At 73.4% G+C, this 18,606-nt stretch carries 14 protein-coding genes; 13 read left to right on the plus strand and 1 reads right to left on the minus strand.

Going from position 1 to position 18,606, the window contains the following annotated elements; translation table 11 throughout:
- The 5 genes from ACGFQ9_RS13895 to ACGFQ9_RS13915 are packed head-to-tail and all read left to right on the plus strand — an operon-like array spanning position 1 to position 5,742.
- Positions 1 to 987, plus strand: a complete 987-nt coding sequence (locus ACGFQ9_RS13895) for an ABC transporter permease (protein ID WP_393573979.1) — start codon at positions 1 to 3, stop codon at positions 985 to 987.
- Positions 984 to 1,844: an ABC transporter permease gene (locus ACGFQ9_RS13900; protein ID WP_393573980.1), complete on the plus strand. Its 861-nt coding sequence runs from the start codon at positions 984 to 986 to the stop codon at positions 1,842 to 1,844. Before ACGFQ9_RS13895 ends, ACGFQ9_RS13900 begins: the two co-directional genes overlap by 4 nt.
- A gap of 4 nt (positions 1,845 to 1,848) precedes the next feature.
- Complete coding sequence (locus ACGFQ9_RS13905) at positions 1,849 to 2,946, plus strand: ABC transporter ATP-binding protein (protein WP_393573981.1); 1,098 nt, start codon at positions 1,849 to 1,851, stop codon at positions 2,944 to 2,946.
- Positions 2,947 to 2,981: 35 nt separating this feature from the next.
- Positions 2,982 to 4,304: a flavin monoamine oxidase family protein gene (locus tag ACGFQ9_RS13910; RefSeq protein ID WP_393573982.1), complete on the plus strand. Its 1,323-nt coding sequence runs from the start codon at positions 2,982 to 2,984 to the stop codon at positions 4,302 to 4,304.
- Position 4,305: 1 nt separating this feature from the next.
- A complete protein-coding gene (locus tag ACGFQ9_RS13915) occupies positions 4,306 to 5,742 on the plus strand; it encodes an aminobutyraldehyde dehydrogenase (RefSeq protein ID WP_393574292.1) in 1,437 nt (478 codons plus the stop codon).
- Between the two features lie 17 nt (positions 5,743 to 5,759).
- Here ACGFQ9_RS13915 and ACGFQ9_RS13920 read toward each other — a convergent pair whose 3' ends face one another.
- Positions 5,760 to 6,209 carry a hypothetical protein gene (locus tag ACGFQ9_RS13920; RefSeq protein WP_393573983.1) on the minus strand — a complete coding sequence of 150 codons (450 nt, stop codon included), beginning with the start codon at positions 6,207 to 6,209 and terminating at the stop codon, positions 5,760 to 5,762.
- Positions 6,210 to 6,490: 281 nt separating this feature from the next.
- Here ACGFQ9_RS13920 and ACGFQ9_RS13925 point away from each other — a divergent pair, with 281 nt between their 5' ends.
- From ACGFQ9_RS13925 to ACGFQ9_RS13960, 8 genes are all read left to right on the plus strand, one after another.
- Positions 6,491 to 7,639 (plus strand): hypothetical protein, encoded by a 1,149-nt coding sequence (locus ACGFQ9_RS13925; protein ID WP_393573984.1) that lies wholly within the window; start codon positions 6,491 to 6,493, stop codon positions 7,637 to 7,639.
- Between the two features lie 145 nt (positions 7,640 to 7,784).
- On the plus strand, positions 7,785 to 9,833 hold the full coding sequence (gene recQ / locus ACGFQ9_RS13930; RefSeq protein ID WP_393573985.1) for a DNA helicase RecQ: 2,049 nt from the start codon (positions 7,785 to 7,787) through the stop codon (positions 9,831 to 9,833).
- 73 nt (positions 9,834 to 9,906) lie between these two features.
- A complete protein-coding gene (locus ACGFQ9_RS13935; RefSeq protein ID WP_393573986.1) occupies positions 9,907 to 10,317 on the plus strand; it encodes a VOC family protein in 411 nt (136 codons plus the stop codon).
- 192 nt (positions 10,318 to 10,509) lie between these two features.
- Positions 10,510 to 11,754, plus strand: a complete 1,245-nt coding sequence (locus tag ACGFQ9_RS13940; RefSeq protein ID WP_393573987.1) for a hypothetical protein — start codon at positions 10,510 to 10,512, stop codon at positions 11,752 to 11,754.
- Positions 11,751 to 13,364 carry a substrate-binding domain-containing protein gene (locus ACGFQ9_RS13945; RefSeq protein ID WP_393573988.1) on the plus strand — a complete coding sequence of 538 codons (1,614 nt, stop codon included), beginning with the start codon at positions 11,751 to 11,753 and terminating at the stop codon, positions 13,362 to 13,364. Before ACGFQ9_RS13940 ends, ACGFQ9_RS13945 begins: the two co-directional genes overlap by 4 nt.
- Positions 13,348 to 14,112 carry a hypothetical protein gene (locus ACGFQ9_RS13950; protein ID WP_393573989.1) on the plus strand — a complete coding sequence of 255 codons (765 nt, stop codon included), beginning with the start codon at positions 13,348 to 13,350 and terminating at the stop codon, positions 14,110 to 14,112. The genes ACGFQ9_RS13945 and ACGFQ9_RS13950 overlap by 17 nt, the downstream gene beginning before the upstream one ends.
- Positions 14,113 to 14,228: 116 nt before the next feature.
- Positions 14,229 to 15,170, plus strand: a complete 942-nt coding sequence (locus ACGFQ9_RS13955; RefSeq protein WP_393573990.1) for an NAD-dependent epimerase/dehydratase family protein — start codon at positions 14,229 to 14,231, stop codon at positions 15,168 to 15,170.
- 74 nt (positions 15,171 to 15,244) lie between these two features.
- Entirely contained in the window at positions 15,245 to 18,601 is a 3,357-nt protein-coding gene (locus ACGFQ9_RS13960) for an aminotransferase class I/II-fold pyridoxal phosphate-dependent enzyme (RefSeq protein ID WP_393573991.1), read from the plus strand.
- Positions 18,602 to 18,606: the final 5 nt, after the last annotated feature.

An 18,606-nucleotide genomic window follows, 5' to 3' on the forward strand; every position in this document is an offset into this window, starting at 1 on the left:
ATGCCCCGACCCGAGAGCCCCGCCCCTACCGGCACCCCCGGCCATACCGGCGCCCCCGGCGATACCGGCACCTCCGCCCGGTCCGAGGACTCGCCCGACCCCCACGGCACCGTCCGGCCCGCAGGCACCCGGCGGCAGTCGCAGACCCGCCTGTGGACCTGGCTGCTGCTCCCCGGCACCCTCTGGATGACCGGCTTCCTCGTCGCCTCCCTGCTGCTGGTGGCCACCCTCGCACTGGGTACCACCGACCCCCTCGGCAACCCCCGGTTCGGCCTCAACACCGACAACATCACCGCCCTCGCCGACCCGGCCTACCGCACCGTCCTGCTGCGGTCCCTCGGCTACGCGCTGATCACCTGCGTCATCTGCCTGGCCGTGGCCTACCCGGTCGCGTACGCCATCGCGCTGCACGGCGGCCGCTTCAAGAACCTTCTGATCGCCGCGATCGTCGTCCCGTTCTTCGCCAACTACCTGGTGCGGATGTACGGCTGGTCCGTGGTCCTCTCCGACGACGGACCGCTGCTGAAGGGCCTGCGCGCGATCGGCCTCGCCGACGGCGGCACCAGGATCCTCCAGACCGGGCCCGGGGTCATCGCGGGCCTCGTCTACGGCTTTGTCGTCTTCATGATCATCCCGCTGTACGCGGCCCTGGAGCGCATGGACACCTCCCTGGTCGAGGCCGGACGCGACCTCTACGGCGGCCCGCTGCGGACCTTCCTCCACGTCACCGTCCCCGCCACCCGGCAGGGAGCCGCCGCCGGCTGCGTCCTCGTCTTCCTGCCCGCCATGGGCGACTTCGTCAGCGCCCAGCTCATGGGAGGACCCGACCAGATCATGATCGGCAACCTGATCCAGGACAAGTTCTTCCAGGGCCAGAACTGGCCGCTCGGCTCCGCCCTGACCATGCTGCTGATGGCCGTGCTGTTCCTCGGGATGCTCGGCTACCTGCGGCGCGCCCGCAAGGACGAGGCGGAGGCGGTCCGATGAGCCTCCGCGGTCACCGCAGTCCCCGCAGTCCCCGCGGTCCTCGCCGCGGAGCCGAACGCCGCCCCCGCTTCGCCATCGCCGTCACCGCCGTCTTCTTCGCGCTGCTCTACCTCCCCGTCGGCGTCGTCGTCCTTTTCTCCTTCAACTCGCAGAAGTCCCTCACCGTCTTCGAGGACTTCAGCCTCCGCTGGTACACCGCCTTCCTCCACGACGACCTCCTCCTCGACTCGCTCGGCATGAGCCTGCGCGTCTCCCTGGCCGCCATGGCCGGCTCGCTGCTCCTCGGCGTCGCCCTCGCCCTCGGCCTGGTCCGCAACCGCGGCCGCCTCGGCTCCCTGGCCGGCCTGATCATGCTCGTCCCGCTGATCACCCCGGAGATCGTCACCGGCGTCGCGGCGATGCTCCTCTTCAAGGGAGCGGGCATCACCCTGTCCACCACCACCGTGACCCTCGCCGAGATCACCTTCTCCATCTCCTACGTGACGGTGATCCTGCGCTCCCGCATCGCCGCCCTCAACCCCGAGATCGAGGAGGCCGCGATGGACCTCGGCGCCACCCGCGGGCAGGCACTGCGGCTGGTGACGCTCCCCGCGCTGCTTCCCGGCATCCTCGCCTCCGCGGTGCTGGTCTTCGCCCTGGTCTTCGACGACTTCGTGCTCGCCTACTTCACCACCGGCGTCGACCCCCAGCCGCTCTCCGTGCGCATCTACTCGGCGATCCGGTTCGGCGTACAGCCCACCATCAACGCCGTCGGCACCCTGATGCTGGCCGGATCCATCGGGCTCATCGTCCTCGCGCTCGCCATCCCGCGCCTGTTCGGCCGCCGCGGCGGCCTGGACCTCCTCTCAGGGAAGTGACCCCATGCAGGACCAGCACCAGCACCGGCACCTCCACCCCGCCGTCCGGCTCGACCGGGTCGGCAAGCGGTACGACCGCACCGGCGCCTACGCCGTCCACGACCTCGAACTCGACATCGCCCCGGGCGAGTTCTTCTCCCTGCTCGGTCCCTCCGGCTGCGGCAAGACCACCCTGCTGCGGATGATCGGCGGCTTCGCCGACCCCACCGAGGGCCGTGTCCTGCTCGACGGCGAGGACGTCACCGGCCTGCCGCCGAACAAGCGCAACGTCAACACCGTCTTCCAGAGCTACGCCCTCTTCGACCACCTCTCCCTCGCCGACAACGTGGCCTTCGGCCTCAAACGCCGGGGCGTCCCCCGGCCCGAGATCCGCGAACGGGTCGGCGGCATGCTCGACCTCGTCCAGCTCGGCCACCTCGCCGACCGCAAACCGCCCACCCTCTCCGGCGGTCAGCGGCAGCGCGTCGCCCTGGCCCGCGCCCTGGTCAACCGCCCCCAGGTACTGCTGCTCGACGAACCGCTGGCCGCCCTCGACCTCACCCTCCGCCGCCGGATGCAGGTCGAGCTCAAGCAGATCCAGCGGGAGATCGGCATCACCTTCGTCTTCGTCACCCACGACCAGGACGAGGCGCTGACGATGTCCGACCGCGTCGCCGTCATGAACCGGGGCCGGATCGAGCAGTGCGGCACCCCGGAGGACGTCTACGAGCGCCCCGCCACCACCTTCGCGGCCTCCTTCATGGGCACCTCCAACCTCGTCCCCGGCACCTACCGGTCCGGCGAGGTCCTGCTCGACCAGGGCCCCGCCCTGCCCGTCGGCACCCGGGCCGGCGTGCCCGACGGCAGACGGGTCAACCTCTCCATCCGCCCCGAGAAGATCTGGCTCTCCGACTTCGAACCGGGCATGGCCCGCGCCGCCGGAACCGTCCGGGAGACCGTCTACTCCGGCCCCACCACCACCTACCTCATCGAACTGGCCCCCGGCGTGACGGTCTCCGTCCTCGAGCAGAACACCGTCCGCTCCCGCAGGGAGGACCGGTGGAGCGGCGGCGAACGCGTCGAGATCGCCTGGAAGCCCGAACACTGCCTGGTCCTGGACTGACCCGGCCCCAACCGGCCCCACCGGAGGAACACACCGTGAACCACGACGTCATCGTCCTCGGCGCCGGACTCGCCGGTCTCGCCGCCGCCCGCGACCTGGCCGCGGGCGGCGCCGACGTGCTCGTCCTGGAGGCCCGCGACCGGGTCGGCGGACGCGTCGAGCAGACCGCCCTCCCCGACGGCCGCCTGGTCCAGCTCGGCGGGGAGGTCGCCGGCCGGGCCCACACCGCCTACACCGCCCTGGCCGCCGAACTGGGCCTCACCCTCGTCCCCAGCTACGTCGCCGAGCCCGGCGCCCTCACCCGCGCCACCCCCGAAGGGGTCCATGCCGGCGACCCGCCCGCCTGGTTCGGCCCCGGCGACGACGCCCGTCACCGCAAGGCCACCGCCGCCTTCACCGCGCTCGCCCGGACCGTCGACCCCGACGACCCCTGGTCCCACCCCGACGCCGCCGCCCTCGACCGCCTCTCCGTCGCCGGCTGGCTGCGCGCCGAAGGCGCCACCCCGGCCGTCGTACGCCTGTGGGAGATCGGCCAACTCGCCCTCGCCGACGGCTCGTACGAGCGGACCTCGCTGCTCGCGGCCCTCCGCAAGCACGCCGCCGTACCCGGAACGGGCGAAGGACACTACGAGTACGAGGCGTGGGAGGGCCTGCGCGTGGCCGAGGGATCGGCCACGGTCGCCCTGCGCATGGCCGCCGGGCTCGGCGGGCGGATCCGCACCGGCGCCCCCGTCGAGGCGCTCACCGTCAGCGCCCTGGGCGGCTGCTCCGTACGCCTCGCCGGAGGCGAGACCCTCACCGCCGGGGTCCTCGTCAGCGCCCTCCCCGTCGGACCGTTCCGCCGGATCGCCGTCACCGGCGTCTCCGGGGAGCGCCTCGCCTCGCTGCACCGCCAGCGCCAGGCCGTCGCCGCCAAGTTCGCCGCCGCGTACGGGGAGCCGTTCTGGAGGGCCCGCGGCCGCAGCGGACTCTCCGAGAACGAAGGGGTCCTCGGCAGCACCTGGCCGCAGAGCGAAGGGATCCTCTCCGCCCTCGTGCCGCCCGAGCGCTACGGCGTGCTGCTCGGCATCCCCGCCCCGCTGCGCGCCCCCGAACTGCTCGGCGAGATGGCCCGCCTCTTCGGCGCGGAGGCACACCGGCCGCTCGCCACCCACATCCGCCTGTGGGGCACCGACCCGTGGACCCAGGGCTACGTCACCCAGTGGACCCCCGGCGACGTCACCGCCGTCGGCCCGCTCCACGGCACCCACGAACCGCCCTTCTACGTCTGCGGATCCGACCAGTGGGTGGCCGGATACATGGAAGGCGCGGTACGCACCGGCCGAGCGGCCGCGAAGGAGGCCCTCCGCCGTGGCTGACATCCCCGAGGACCCCACCGCGCCGGCCGGCCCCGCGCGCCCGACCGTCCTGCGGAACCACATCGGCGGCGCCGACCGGCCCGCCGCCTCCGGCGCGACCACGGAGCTGGTGGACCCGGCCACCGGCGAGGTCCACGGCCGCGCCCCCCGCTCCGGCCGCGCCGACACCGACGCCGCCTGCGCCGCGGCGGCCGCGGCGTACGGGCCCTGGTCGCGGACCACCCCGGCCGACCGGCAGCGCGCCCTGCTCGCCCTCGCCGACGCCATCGAGGAGCACGCGGACGCGCTGGTGGCCGCCGAGACCGCGGACACCGGCAAACCGGCGGAGCGGTTCCGGAACGACGAACTGCCCGCCGTCACCGACGCCGTCCGCTACTTCGCGGGAGCCGCCCGCAACCTCCCCGGGGCCGCCGCGGCCGAGTACACCGAGGGCCGCACCTCCCTGCTGCGCCGCGAACCGGTCGGCGTCTGCGCCCAGATCACCCCCTGGAACTACCCGCTGATGATGGCGGCCTGGAAGATCGCCCCGGCGCTCGCCGCCGGCAACACCGTCGTGGTCAAGCCCGCCGACACCACACCCTCCTCGACCGTGCTGCTGGCCCGGATCGCGGCCCGGCACCTGCCGCCGGGCGTGCTCAACGTGGTCTGCGGCGACCGCGACACCGGCCGGGCCCTCACCGCCCACCCGGCCGTCGCACTGATCGCGGTCACCGGCAGCGTACGGGCGGGCCGGGAGATCGCGGCCGCCGCGGCGGACGGCCTCAAACGGGTCCACCTGGAGCTCGGCGGCAACGCCCCGGTCATCGTCCACGAGGACGTGGACGTCGAGGCCACCGCCGAGACCCTCGCCGGGGTCGCCTACTACAACGCCGGCCAGGACTGCACCGCGCCCGCCCGGCTCCTGGTCCACCACCGCGTGCACGACGCGTTCCTCACCGCCTTCGCCGCCGCGGCCCGGAAGCTGCGCCCGGAGGCCGAGGTCGGTCCCCTGAACAGCGCCGACCGGCTCGCCTCGGTCCGCGGCCTGCTGGACCGGCTGCCCGCGCACGCGGAGATCGTCAGCGGCGGCGCCCGCGTCCCGCGCCCCGGGTGGTTCCACGAACCCACCGTCGTCGCCGGGGTCCGCCAGGACGACGAGATCGTGCAGGAGGAGATCTTCGGCCCGGTCGTCACCGTCCAGCCGTTCGCCGGCGAGACGGAGGCGCTCCGCCTCGCCGACGGCGTCCGGCACGGCCTGGCCGCGAGCGTGTGGACCGCCGACCACGACCGGGCGATGCGCGCGACCCGGGCCCTGCACACCGGCATCGTCTGGGTGAACACCCACGGCACCACCGTCTCCGAGATGCCCCACGGCGGCGTCAAGCACTCCGGCTACGGCAGCGACCTCTCCCTGTCCGGCCTGCTCGACTACACCCAGGTCAAGCACGTGATGCTGTGACCCGCCACGGACGGCGGTCAGCCACCCACGGGGCCGGTGGGGCCGGTGGGGCCGGTGGCTCCGGTGGGACCCGTCGCGCCGGTCACTCCGACGGGCCCGCTGTCTCCCGTGGGTCCCGTCGGGCCCGTGGTACCGGTCGGGCCCGTCGGACCGGTGGTGCCTGTGGCTCCGGTGGGCCCGGTGGGTCCAGTGGTCCCTGTCGCTCCGGTGGGCCCGGTGGGGCCGGTCGGGCCTGTGGGGCCGGTCTGGTTCCAGGTGATGGCGGTCTCGGTGAGGCGGCAGGTCTGGCCGGCCTCGGCGTCGATCACCCGGAGCCCCCCGCCGAGACGTGCGTAGCAGCCGGTGAACACGCCGTTGGCGTCGGGGATGTCGGCGGCCGCCAAGCCGCCGAGCACGGTGGCGCTGAGGCCCAGCGCCGCGGCGGCGACCGCGCCTGCCTTTTTCCTGGAAGCCGAGGAGGGGGACACGGAAACTCCTGGGAGATGCGGGACGGGACGCCTCCCAGGGTCCCGGGGCCGGCCGCCCGCGCGGGGATTCCGGCCGCTTCGCCGCCCGGGGTCCCCCGTCTGCGCGGCCGGGTCCCCCCGGAGGCACCAAGCCGCACCCGCCGATGCCGCTCGGGGCGCGCACGGACGCGGTATGGGCACACCATGGAAGTGCGGCACGCACGCCCGGGCCCCCGGACGGGACGGGCGCGGCGGTGCCACCGCGGCCGTGCCACACGGCACCGACAGATCTGGGGGACGTCATGGAACTCGGTTTTCTCAAGCCGGTCTTCAGCCGGCCGGGGCCCTGGGCCTCGGTCTACGTCGAGACCACCCGCGCCACCGAGGACGCGGCGAAGATCCAGGAACTGCGCCACCGGGCCATCGCGGGCCTGCTGGTCGACGAGGGTGCCGACGCCTACACCATCCGGGCCGTGATGGAGCACCTGGCGAGCGAGCCCGTCTCCGGGACCCCACCCGGCCGGGCCCTGTTCGCCGCGGGCGCCGAGGTCGTCCTCGACGTGCCGCTGGTGGTGCCGCCGACGGTGGGCGAGGCCACCTGGTCCCTGCTGCCGCACGTGGCGCCGCTGGCCCGGCTGCGGGGCGACGACCCGGCGTGCCTGGTCGCGTACATCGACCGCACGGGTGCCGACCTGGAGCTCCGTGACGGGTACCGGCGGGAGCCGGTCGGCCAGGCGAACGGCAGGGAGTGGCAGGACCGGGGCCACCGCGGCGTCCCCGACGACCGGAACGAATGGCACTACCGCAACAAGGTCGAGAACGCCTGGAACGAGACCGCCGACCTGATCGCCGGGGAGCTCGTCCGGCAGTGGCCGCAGAGCGGCGCCGAGCTGCTCGTCCTCACCGGTGACGCCCGTGAGCGGCGGGCCGTGTACAACCGGCTGCCCGAACGCATGCGGGCCGTGACCGTCGAGGCGGAGAACGGCAGCCGTTCCCCGGGCGCCTCGACCGCCGGGCTCGACCGGGAGATCGCGCAGGCGTGCGACCGCTTCACGCAGGACCGGCTCACCCGCACGCTGGAACGCTTCCGCGTCGGCCGGGGCAAGCCGGGGGAGCACCGCGAGTCCTCCGTCGACACCGGCCCGGGGGAGGCGGCGGAAGGCATCCCGGCCGTCGTGGACGCCGCGCGCAAGCACCAGATGGCCACCCTGCTGTTCACCCCGGAGGCGTCCGACGGAGGCCGCCCGGTCTGGATCGGCCCCGGCGCCGACGACATCGCGGTCCAGCGCGGCGAGGCGCGGGCGATGGGCGTGCCCAGGCCCGAACAGGCACGCGCGGACGACGCCGTCCTGAGGGCCGCCGCCGTCGCCGACTGCGAGCTGCTCCTGGTCCCCGCGGGAATGGGCGGCCCGGCGGGCGGCCTGGGCGCGGTGCTGCGCTGGAGCTCCTGACCGGCCTCCGACCGGCCTCCCGACCGGCCCCCCGCCCGGCATCCCGGCAGGTTTCCCGACCGCGCCCGGTCACGGCCTGCGGCGGTCGTCCACAGGTTCCGGCGGTCGGGCACGGGGTGTCCGCGGCTGCCGTTAGGCTTTTGGAATGGCCCTTCCGGACGCATCCCCCGAGATCACCGACGAGATCACCGAAGCGATCACAGGCGAGACCTCCGACGCGCTGCGGGTGCTGAACCGAGTCTTCGGATACAGCTCCTTCCGCGGCGAGCAGCAGGAGATCATCGAGCAGGTCGTCGGTGGTGGCGATGCCCTCGTGCTGATGCCGACCGGCGGCGGCAAGTCGCTCTGCTACCAGATCCCGGCGCTGGTCAGAGAAGGCACCGGGGTCGTGGTCTCACCGCTGATCGCGCTCATGCAGGACCAGGTGGACGCGCTCACCGCGCTCGGGGTGCGGGCCGGATTCCTCAACTCCACCCAGGACCCCTACGAGCGGCAGGCCGTCGAGCAGGCCTTCCTCGCGGACGGACTGGACCTGCTCTACCTGGCCCCCGAGCGGCTGCGCACCGAGGGCACGCAGCGGCTGCTCGACCGGGGCAAGGTGTCGCTCTTCGCGATCGACGAGGCGCACTGCGTCGCCCAGTGGGGCCACGACTTCCGGCCCGACTACCTCGCCCTGTCGATGCTGCACGAGCGCTGGCCGAAGGTGCCGCGGATCGCGCTGACCGCGACGGCCACCGAGGCCACCCACGCCGAGATCGCGAAGCGGCTGGGCCTGGAGGAGGCGCGGCACTTCGTCGCCAGCTTCGACCGGCCGAACATCCAGTACCGGATCGCCGCCAAGAACAACCCGCTCAAGCAGCTGCTGGAGCTGATCCGCACCGAGCACGACGGGGACGCCGGAGTCGTCTACTGCCTGTCCCGCTCCTCGGTGGAGAAGACCGCGGCGTTCCTGGCCGAGCAGGGCATCGACGCCGTGCCGTACCACGCCGGCATGGACGCCCGTACGCGCGCCGCGAACCAGGCGCGCTTCCTGCGCGAGGACGGGGTCGTGGTGGTGGCCACGATCGCCTTCGGCATGGGCATCGACAAGCCGGACGTGCGCTTCGTGGCCCACCTGGACCTGCCGAAGTCGGTCGAGGGCTACTACCAGGAGACCGGCCGGGCCGGCCGGGACGGCGAGCCGGCCACCGCCTGGCTGGCGTACGGCCTGCAGGACGTGGTCCAGCAGCGCAAGCTGATCGAGGGCTCCGAGGGCGACGAGACGCACCGCCGGTCCCTGGCCATGCACCTGGACGCCATGCTCGCGCTGTGCGAGACGACCGACTGCCGCCGGGTGCAGCTGCTGGCGTACTTCGGGCAGTCCGGCGAGCCCTGCGGCAACTGCGACACCTGCCTGACCCCGGTGGAGTCCTGGGACGGGACGGTCGCGGCGCAGAAGCTGCTGTCCACGGTGTGGCGGCTGGCCCGGGAACGGCGGCAGAAGTTCGGCGCCGGCCAGATCATCGACATCCTGCAGGGCAAGAAGACGGCCAAGGTCATCCAGTTCGACCACGACGCGCTCTCGGTGTTCGGCGTCGGGGCGGACCTGAGCACCGCGGAGTGGCGCGGGGTCGTGCGCCGGCTGCTGGCGCTGCGGCTGCTGGCCGTGGAGGGCGACTACGGGACGCTGGTGCTGACGGAGGACAGCGGCGAGGTGCTGGGCGGCCGCCGCACCGTCCGGATGCGCAAGGAGAAGGCGGCCCCCGCGGCGTCCCGCAAGGACTCCGGGTCCCGCTCCGGGAAGGGCGCCCGCGTCCCGGTCGACCTGCCGGCCGCGGCGGTGCCGGTCTTCGAGGCCCTGCGGGCCTGGCGCGCCGCGACGGCGAAGGAGCAGGGCGTGCCGGCGTACGTGGTCTTCCACGACGCCACGCTGCGCGAGATCGCGACGCTCCTCCCCACGACCGCCGCCGAGCTGGGCACCATCGGCGGTGTCGGCGAGGCGAAGCTCGCCAAGTACGCCGAGGGCGTCCTGGAAACCCTGGCGGAAAGCGGCGCCGCGCCCACCCCCGCGGCCCCCGCCGCAGCGCCCGCCCCCGCCTCGGTGCCCGCCCCCGCCGGGGCGCCCGTGCCGGCCCCCCGTCAGGAGGCCCCGTTCGAGGACGAGCCGCCGTTCGACTTCGACGAGTCGGAGCCGCCGTGGGATGACTGGGAGTAGCCCGTCCCTGCGCCATGATGGGGCCCGGCACAGGGCCCCGTCATGACCTCCCAACCTCCCAGGAGCGGCGAGCATGCAGGTAGCGGCACAACCCCAGAAGATCACCACGTTCCTGATGTTCGAGGGCAGGGCCGAGGAGGCCATGACCTTCTACACCTCCCTCTTCGACGACGGCCAGGTCATCGACGTCACGCGCCACGGCCCCGACGGGCCCGGCGCCGACGGCAGCGTGGAGCACGCCACCTTCCGGCTGGCCGGCCAGCGGTTCATGTGCATCGACAGCCCGGCCAAGCACGAGTTCGGCTTCACCCCGGCCGTCTCCCTCTTCGTCGACTGCGCGGACGAGGCGGAACTCGACCGCCTCCACGCCGCCCTCTCGGACCAGGGCGCAGAACTGATGCCCCCGGGCTCCTACGGCTTCAGCACCAAGTTCAGCTGGGTCAACGACCGCTTCGGCGTCTCCTGGCAGCTCAACCTGCCCTAGGGCGTCTCGCCGATCAGGCCGGGCTCGCGGCGCTGGGTCGGCGTATGGCCGAAAGGCGCCGCATCCGAGTCAACTCCCCCTTTTTCCCCGACAGTTGTTAACGCGGAGTTGGTCGCTCCGTGCGTGAATGGTCAGCCGGGCGGTCCATGGTGCCGCCTCAGGGCGGGTCACACGAATGGTCGGGGGGCATGCGTGACTGTTGGGGAGAGACCTGTCGTCGAGGAGCCGCGCCTGGCGGTCCGGCGCCGGGCGTCCGGCACGTGGTCACGGCGGGGGCTGCTGGTGTTCTTCCTGCCCGCGCTGGCCACCGTTCTGACGGGGTTCGCCGCTTTGGCGGTGTCGGGCAATCTGCTGCTGCCCTTCGAGAAGGTCCTCGTCCTGGAGGGCAAGATGGCCTCCAAACGTGACTTCTTCGAGGACGAGGAGGTCCAGCGGATCCTGCTGAAGCACCGCATCCAGGTGCACATCACCAGCTCGGGCTCGCGCGAGGTCGCCGTGCGGGACACCGCCTCCTTCGACTTCGTGTTCCCCTCCGGCCAGCCCGCCGGCGACCTGATCACCGGGATGCGCGCGGCGGCCGGGCAGTACGCCAAGGTCCACCGTCCGTTCGTGAGCCCCATCGTGCTCGCGACGTACCGGGAGTACGCGGAAACCCTGCGGGACGCCGGCGTCGCCACCCCTCTTCCCGCCGGGGGCTCCGACCAGCCGCTCTACTACTCGCTGGACATGAAGAAGTTCCTCGAGAGCATCAACGGGGGTCTGCGTTGGAGTGACCTCGGCATCCAGCGGCACGGGATCTCCAACACCAATCGGATCGTCGCCCAGAGCCCGGACGTGTGCGGCTCCAACTCGGCCGGGACCTATCTGGCGCTGGTCTCCTTCACCTGGCGCGGCAACGGCCCCGAAGTGCCCTCCACTGCGGAGGAGGCGACCAGCCGCGCACAGTCCGTCAAGCACCTCATGGAGCAGGGCCTGCCCGCCGCCGACGTGTTCAGGACATACATCGCGCCGGAGGGCAAGGGGATCGCCCCGGTGGTCGTGGCGTACGAGCACCAGTACCTCGCCTATCAGCTCCGGTACCGTGCCGCTTCCGGGCGGCTCGACTCGCAGCGGGTCCTGCTGTACCCCTCCAGCCAGTTCGTCACCCAGCCCCAGTTCATCGCCCTGAACGACAAGGGTGAGCGGCTCCGCGAACTGATGGCCGACGACCCGGATTTGCGCCGGCGCGCGATGGAGCTGGGCTTCCGCATCCTGGACCCGGCCGGTGAGGTCGCCGGCGACCAGCTGTCGGACTTCCTGAGCGAGCGGAACATCCCGGTGCCGGCCCTGCAGGGCAACAACACCCGCTCGCCCATGCCCCGGATCCGCCACCTGGAGCAGATGATCTCCGTCGTCGGCGGATGCCCGGCCGCCCAGCTCCCGGACGGGGCGCAGTGACGGCGCGCAGCACTCCCGGCCGACGGTCGCGCCGCCGGGTTCTGACCGCGCTCACGCTGGCCTGCCTGTGGGTGCTGTCCACGCTCCCCGCCTGCTCGCCGGGCAGGGGCGAGCCGGTGACCCTGCGGGTCCTCGCCGGCTCGGAACTCATGGACATGCAGCCCCTGTTGGACGACCTGCGCCGCGAAACCGGGATCACGCTGAGGATGGAGTACCAGGGCACCGTCGAGGCCACCGCCACCCTGGCCGCCGGCCCCTACCGGCACGACCTGGCCTGGCTCTCCTCCTCGCGCCCGCTCCAGCTCCTGCTGAAGCAGAGAGGCCGCCAGGCGGACAGCCCGCTGTCGACGAGCACCATGCGTTCCCCCGTCGTCGTCGGCCTGAAGCCCGGGGCGGCGCAGCGCCTGCGCCGGGCGATCCCCGACGGGCAGCTGTCCTGGGCGGACCTGGCGGACGCCGCCGCGGCCGGCACCCTGAAGTACGCCATGGCCGACCCCCGCAGGTCGAACAGCGGGCTCGCCGCCCTCGTGGGCGTCGCGACCGCTGCCGCGGGAACCGGCGGAGCACTGCGCCCGGAGGACGTCTCCTGCGACCGGCTGCGCGGCTTCTTCTCCGGTCACGCGCTGACCGAGGACTCCTCCGGCCGTCTCGCCGACGCGTACCTGCGGGGCGAGGACGGCCTCGACGCGCTGATCACGTACGAATCCGAGCTGCTCGCCCTCAACCGCGCGGGCACCCTCCGCACTCCCCTGGAGATCGTCTACCCGAAGGACGGCATCGTGCTGTCCGACTACCCGCTCATGCTGCTCGACCCGGCCAAGCGGGACGCGTACGACCGGCTGGCGTCCTGGCTGCGGAGCGAACCGGTCCAGCAGAAGATCATGGACCGGACGATGCGCCGGCCGGTCGACCCCGGCATCACGCGCCTCCCCGGCCTGAGCGCCCCGCTCGGCAACGCGCTGTACTTCCCGGACAGCCAGGTCGTCGTCGACCGGCTGCTGGCCGACTACGCCGACGCGAGGAGCGCCCGCCCCACGCGGGTGATCTTCCTGCTCGACTTCTCCCGGTCCATGCGCGGCGAGCGCATCGCGGGCCTGCGCGCCACGATGGCCGGACTCAGCGGCGCCGACGGCACCGCATCCGGCAAGTTCACCCGCTTCCACGTCGGCGAGACCGTCACGGTGGTGCGTTTCGGCGGCAGCGTGCTGGACGAGCAGGGCGTGACGTACAGGGGAGCCGCCGACCTGGACCGGCTGCGCGCCATGGTCGCCGACGACCGTTTCGACACGAGCACCGCCGTGTGGTCGGCCCTCGACCACACCTACCGGACGGCCGCCGAGGCCCTGGCCAAGGACCCCGGGCAGCGGGTCTCGATCGTGCTCATGACGGACGGGGAGAACAACGCCGGGATGAGCCTAGACGCGTTCCTCGCCCGGTACGCCGCCCTGCCGCCGGCCGCCCGCGCGATCCGTACGTACACGGTCCGGTACGGCGAAGCCGACCCGCAGGAGCTCGACCGGGCCGCCAGAGCCACCGGCGGGCACATGGCCGATGCCACCGGGCAGTCCCTTCTCAACGCCTTCAAGGAGATCCGTGGGTGTCACGAGTGAAGCGTGGTGGGCCGTCTGGTGGCCCTGGATGCTGGTGTGGACGGCCACCTGCGCGGGCCTCGCGGCGCTTCTCGCGCCGGCCCTGCGAGGGCTGGTCCACGCCCGGCGGGCCGCGGCCCCGGACATCACCGACGGCATCTGCTTCTACCTGCACGACAGGACGGTCATGGACCACTACCAGATGCGCGGCTACACGGCCGCCCTGCGCAAGGAGGTCGAGCAGCGCACCAGTGACAGCAAGGACGGCACCGTCCGCGCGAAGGTCTTCGGCGTCGGCGCCGACGGCGGCCGCAAGGAGAACACCGAGATCGTCAGCCGCTATCTGGAGGTCGCGGAACCGATCTCCGTGATCGGCCTGATCATGAAGGTTCTGGAGGAGAAGCGCGCCATCGTCCACGTCGACCTGCCGAGCCTGTCCGTCACCCGCAGCACCGCGCTGCTGCGGACGGCCTCCGCGGCGCAGGGCACCGTCCGGCTGCGCGACATCGAGGGCTTCGTCCTGATCCGGGGCCGGTTCCGCACGACGGGTGACGAACCGGAGGGAGCCGCCTCCACCGCCTTCCTCGCCCCCTACGGAGACCCGGCCGACCCCTCCCGGGGCCCGCGCGTCCGGGTCACCTGCGCCACGGAGGGCCTGCGCAGCCAGGTCCCCGAGGGCACCTTCTCGGCCCACTGCCTGGGCAAGGTCCAGGCATGGAACCCGGACGAAGGCGTGCTGAAGGTTCAGGCGATGGCGATCTTCCGCTAGTTCCCGGCGGTCACCGGGGCGCCGCTTCCCGAATGCCCTCCGTTGTCCGGCCATACCTTCCGCTTGTGGCCGGGACTGGTCCGAACCAAGGCGGGCCCTCGCGCTAGTGTGCGTACGTGAACCTTCATGTCGTCATAGGCTATGGACCGGCCGGGGCCGCGACCGCCCGGCTGCTCGCCCAACAGGGGCACTCCGTAAGGGTCATCACCAGGTCGGGCCGTGAACCGGAACCCGGCATCGAGCACGTCGCGCTGGACGCGACGGACAGCGCGCGGCTGACCGAAGCCGCGCGGGGCGCCACCGCCATCCACGGCTGCGCCGCGCCCCCCTACCACCGCTGGGCCACCGGATGGCCTCCGCTGGCCGCGTCCCTCTGCGCCGCGGCCGAGGCGACCGGGGCCGTGCTGGTGATGCTGGGCAACCTCTACGGCTACGGGCCGGTGGACGGCCCGCTCACCGAGGACCTGCCGCTCGCGGCGACCGGCCCCAAGGGGCGGGTGCGCGCCGCGGCCTGGGAGCAGGCGCGGGCCCTGCACGAGCAGGGCCGCATCAAGGCGGTCGAGGTGCGGGCCTCGGACTTCTTCGGGCCCGGCGTCACCGACGGCGGCCACCTCGCCGCGCGCGTCGTACCGCCGCTGCTGCGTGGCAAGCCGGTCTCCACGCTCGGCGACCCGGACGCCCCGCACAGCTGGACGTACCTCCCCGACGTGGCCCGGGCCATGGCCGAGGTCGCGGGCGAGGAGCGGGCCTGGGGCCGGGCCTGGCACGTCCCGACGGAACCCCCGCTCTCCGTCCGCGAGATGACCGGCCGGCTCGCCGCCCAGGCGGGCACGGCACCGGTCCCGGTCCGCCGGATCCCGCCGGCCGCCCTGGCCGTGGCCTCGCTGTTCTCCCCACTGATCCGCGAACTGAAGGAAATCCGCCACCAGTTCGACCGCCCCTTCGTCATCGACGCGAGCGCCTACGAGGCCGCCTTCGCCGTACGGGCCACCCCCGTCGACGAGCAGCTCAAGGCGACCGTGGAGTGGTGGCGCGAACGCCTGGCGGCCACGGCGTGACATCGGTGACGAGGCACTCCAACTCCACAGAGGACCCACGGGGAACACGGCACGAGGACATCGCCGTCGTAGGCATGGCCTGCCGGTTCCCCGGCGCCCGGAACGTGAACGAGTACTGGCGGCTCCTGACGGACCCGCGGGCACAGTTCTCCGCCGTTCCGGACTCGCGCTGGCGCAGCGCCGCCTTCCTGAGCGACGACTTCCGGGACACCGCCTCGGCGTACACGGACACCCTGGCGCTGCTCCCGGACGTCGGCCACTTCGACGCGGCCCACTACGGCATACCGCCGCGCCGGGCCCGGGCGATGGACCCCCAGCACCGGCTGCTGATCGACCTCGCCCGGGAGGCCGTCCAGGACGCGGGCTGGGAAGCCGACGGCTTCGACCGCGAGGAGACCTCGGTGATCACGGCGCTCACCGAGAGCGGCTACCGCGAGCTCAGCACCATGCGGATCCGCATGCGCCAGCTGGCCGGCGGAGAGTTCGGGGCGCGGGCGAACGGCCTGCCCTGGCAGGACACGGTTCGCGCGGTCGACGGCCTGCACGGCACCTCCGTGGCCGGTCTCCTGCTCAACATGGGCCCGAACACGATCAGTTCGGTCTTCGACCTGCACGGTGAGAGCTACGCGCTGGACTCGGCGTGCTCCGGTGGCCTGATGGCCGTCGCCAACGCCGTGCACGCCCTGCGCGCGCGGCGGACCCGTATCGCCCTCGCCGGCGGCGCCCAGCTGATCCTCGCCCCCGACCTGCTGGTGGGACTGTGCCGGATCGGCGCCCTCTCGCGCAGCGGCAGGTGCCTGCCGTTCGGCGCGGAGGCCGACGGCTTCGTGCTGGGGGAGGGCGCCGGGGTGCTCGTCCTGCGGCCCCTGGCCGACGCGCTGGCGGCCGGCGACCGGGTCTACGCCGTGATCAGGGGCGTGGGAACGGCCAACGACGGAACCGTGCAGGGCGGTCTGCATCCCCGGGCGGCCGGCCAGCTCCGGGCCCTGCGCCGGGCCTACCGCGATGCGGGCCTGCCCCCGGACGCGGTGGGCTATCTGGAGGCGCACGGGACCGGCACCACCGTCGGCGACCCCGTCGAGCTCGGCGTCCTGCGCGAGCTCCGCGGGGAAGGGGCCGCACCCGCCTTCGTCGGCGCGGTGAAAGCGGTGGTCGGGCACTCGCTCAATTCCGCGGGCATCGCCGGCCTCATCAAGTCGGTCCTGGCCGTGCAGCGGGGAGTGATCCCGCCGCAGCCGGAGTTCGCCCTCGCCGACCGTGCCGTGCTGGACGGCGCCCGGCTGACCGTCCCGACCGAGCCGACCCCCTGGCCGGAGGACGGCCGTCCGCGCCGGGCGGGGGTGAGCGCCTTCGGCTTCGGCGGCACCGGGGTGCACATGGTGGTCGAGGAGTATCCCGCCCGCCCCACGCCCCCCGCACCTCGTACGCCACCGCCGGGCGGTCCTGAAGCCGGCGGAGGAACGCGGCTGCTGGTGCTGAGCGCCCGCGACCGCGCCGGGCTGGCCCGCTACGCCGCGGACCTCGCGCGCACCCTCGCCGACGACCGGCCGCCGCTGGCAGCCGTCGCCGACACCCTGGCCCGCCGGACCCCCCTCGGCGAACGCCTCGCCGTGGTGGCGCGGGACACCGCCGAGGCCGCGGCCAGGCTGACCGAGGCGGCCGGGGCGCTGGCGGAGGGCACGTGGACCGGAGAGCCGGACGGCGCGGTGGCAGTGGCCGCACCGGCGGCGGAGCGCGTACCCCCGTGCACCCTGCCGCCGAGCCCGCTGGCCCCGCGCCTGCACTGGGTGGTGGACGAGACGGCACGTGACATCGCCGAGGCGTCGGCAGACCCGGTGGAGGCGGCCCCCGGGACGGGAGCGGATCCGGTCCCCGCGGGGGCGTCCGCGGCGTCCGTCGTCCTCGAAGAGGTGTCGCGGACCGGGGTCTTCCCGCTGTCCGACCTGAGCGAGGCGATGCGCCTGGCGGCCGATCTCGGCTTCGACTCCCTGATGCTGCACGAGCTGGAGGTCAGACTCGGCGAACGGATACCGGGCTTCCGCACCGGGGAACTCTTCTCGCCGGAGCTCACGATCGGCCGGCTGATCGAAATCGTCGATCCGGGCCGCACGGAGCCCGCGCCCGCCCCCACCGGCCCGCAGACACAGCGGGTGCGGCAGGGACGGGAGACACCGCCGGAACGGGAGACACCGCCGGAACGGGAGACACCGCCGGGCTGGGACGCGGGCACGGCGAGCGTCGACGACTTCCCGGAAGTGGCCCGCTTCGAGGAGCGCCTGCACGCGGTCACCGGCAGCGGCGCGGACTACCCGTACTTCCGGCTCCACGAGGGCACCATCCGGGACAGGACCGTGATCGGCGGCCGCCCGTACCTGTCCTTCGGAAGCTACAACTACCTGGGCCTGTCCGGCGACCCGGCGGTCAACCGGGCGGTGAAGGAGGCGGTGGACCGGTACGGGACCTCCGTCTCGGCCAGCCGCGTGCTCTCCGGCGAACGGGAACTGACGGTCCGGCTCGAACGTGCGCTGGCCGGGTTCCTCGGCGTCCCCGACTGCCTGGCGCTGGTGAGCGGACACGCCACCAACGTCACCGCGATCGGGCACCTCGTCGGCGCGGGCGACCTCGTGCTGCACGACGCGCTCGCCCACGACAGCATCCTGCAGGGGTGCGCCCTGTCGGGGGCGGCACGACGCCCGTTCGCCCACAACGACACCGGTCAGCTGGAACACCTGCTGCGGCTCAACCGTTCCCGGTTCCGCCGGGTCCTGATCGCCGTGGAAGGCGCCTACAGCATGGACGGCGACCTCGTCGACCTGCCGCCCGTGATCGAGTTGAAGAAGCGTTACGGCGCCCTGCTGATGGTCGACGAGGCGCACAGCATCGGCACCGTCGGAGAACACGGCCGCGGCGTCGGCGAGTTCTTCGGCGTCGACCGGTCCGGCGTGGACCTGTGGATGGGGACGCTCTCCAAGGCCTTCGCCAGCTGCGGCGGTTACCTCGGCGGCTCGGAGCGGATGGTGCGCTGGTTGCGCCACACGCTGCCCGGCTTCGTCTACAGCGTGGGTCTCACCCCGGCCAACGCCGCCGCGGCCCTGGCCGCCACCGAGCTGATCGGCGCGGAACCGGAGCGTGTCCGCGCCCTGCGGCGGAACGCCGACCTGTTCCGCACGCTGGCCGCCTCGGCCGGGCTGGCGACGGGCTCCAGCGCCCACACCCCGATCGTGCCCTGCGTCCTCGGCGACTCGGCGCGGACCCTGACGGTCGCCGACGGGCTGTTCCGCCGGGGGGTGATCGCCGATCCGATCTTCCACCCGGCCGTCGAGGAGGGGCTCGCCAGGCTGCGGTTCTTCCTCACCGCCGAGCACCGCGAGGACGACATCCGGCGCGCGGTGGCGATCCTCGCGGAGGAGGTGGCGGCGACCGGGCCGTAACCAGG

The sequence above is a fragment of the Streptomyces sp. NPDC048603 genome (assembly GCF_043199475.1).
GTDB lineage: Bacteria > Actinomycetota > Actinomycetes > Streptomycetales > Streptomycetaceae > Streptomyces.

Coding starts and splice junctions, on each gene's coding strand:
- ACGFQ9_RS13895 (WP_393573979.1), top strand. CDS start 1: ATGCCCCGACCCGAGAGCCCCGCCCCTACCGGCACCCCCGGCCATACC.
- ACGFQ9_RS13900 (WP_393573980.1), top strand. CDS start 984: ATGAGCCTCCGCGGTCACCGCAGTCCCCGCAGTCCCCGCGGTCCTCGC.
- ACGFQ9_RS13905 (WP_393573981.1), top strand. CDS start 1,849: ATGCAGGACCAGCACCAGCACCGGCACCTCCACCCCGCCGTCCGGCTC.
- ACGFQ9_RS13925 (WP_393573984.1), top strand. CDS start 6,491: ATGGAACTCGGTTTTCTCAAGCCGGTCTTCAGCCGGCCGGGGCCCTGG.
- recQ (WP_393573985.1), top strand. CDS start 7,785: ATGGCCCTTCCGGACGCATCCCCCGAGATCACCGACGAGATCACCGAA.
- ACGFQ9_RS13935 (WP_393573986.1), top strand. CDS start 9,907: ATGCAGGTAGCGGCACAACCCCAGAAGATCACCACGTTCCTGATGTTC.
- ACGFQ9_RS13960 (WP_393573991.1), top strand. CDS start 15,245: ATGGCCTGCCGGTTCCCCGGCGCCCGGAACGTGAACGAGTACTGGCGG.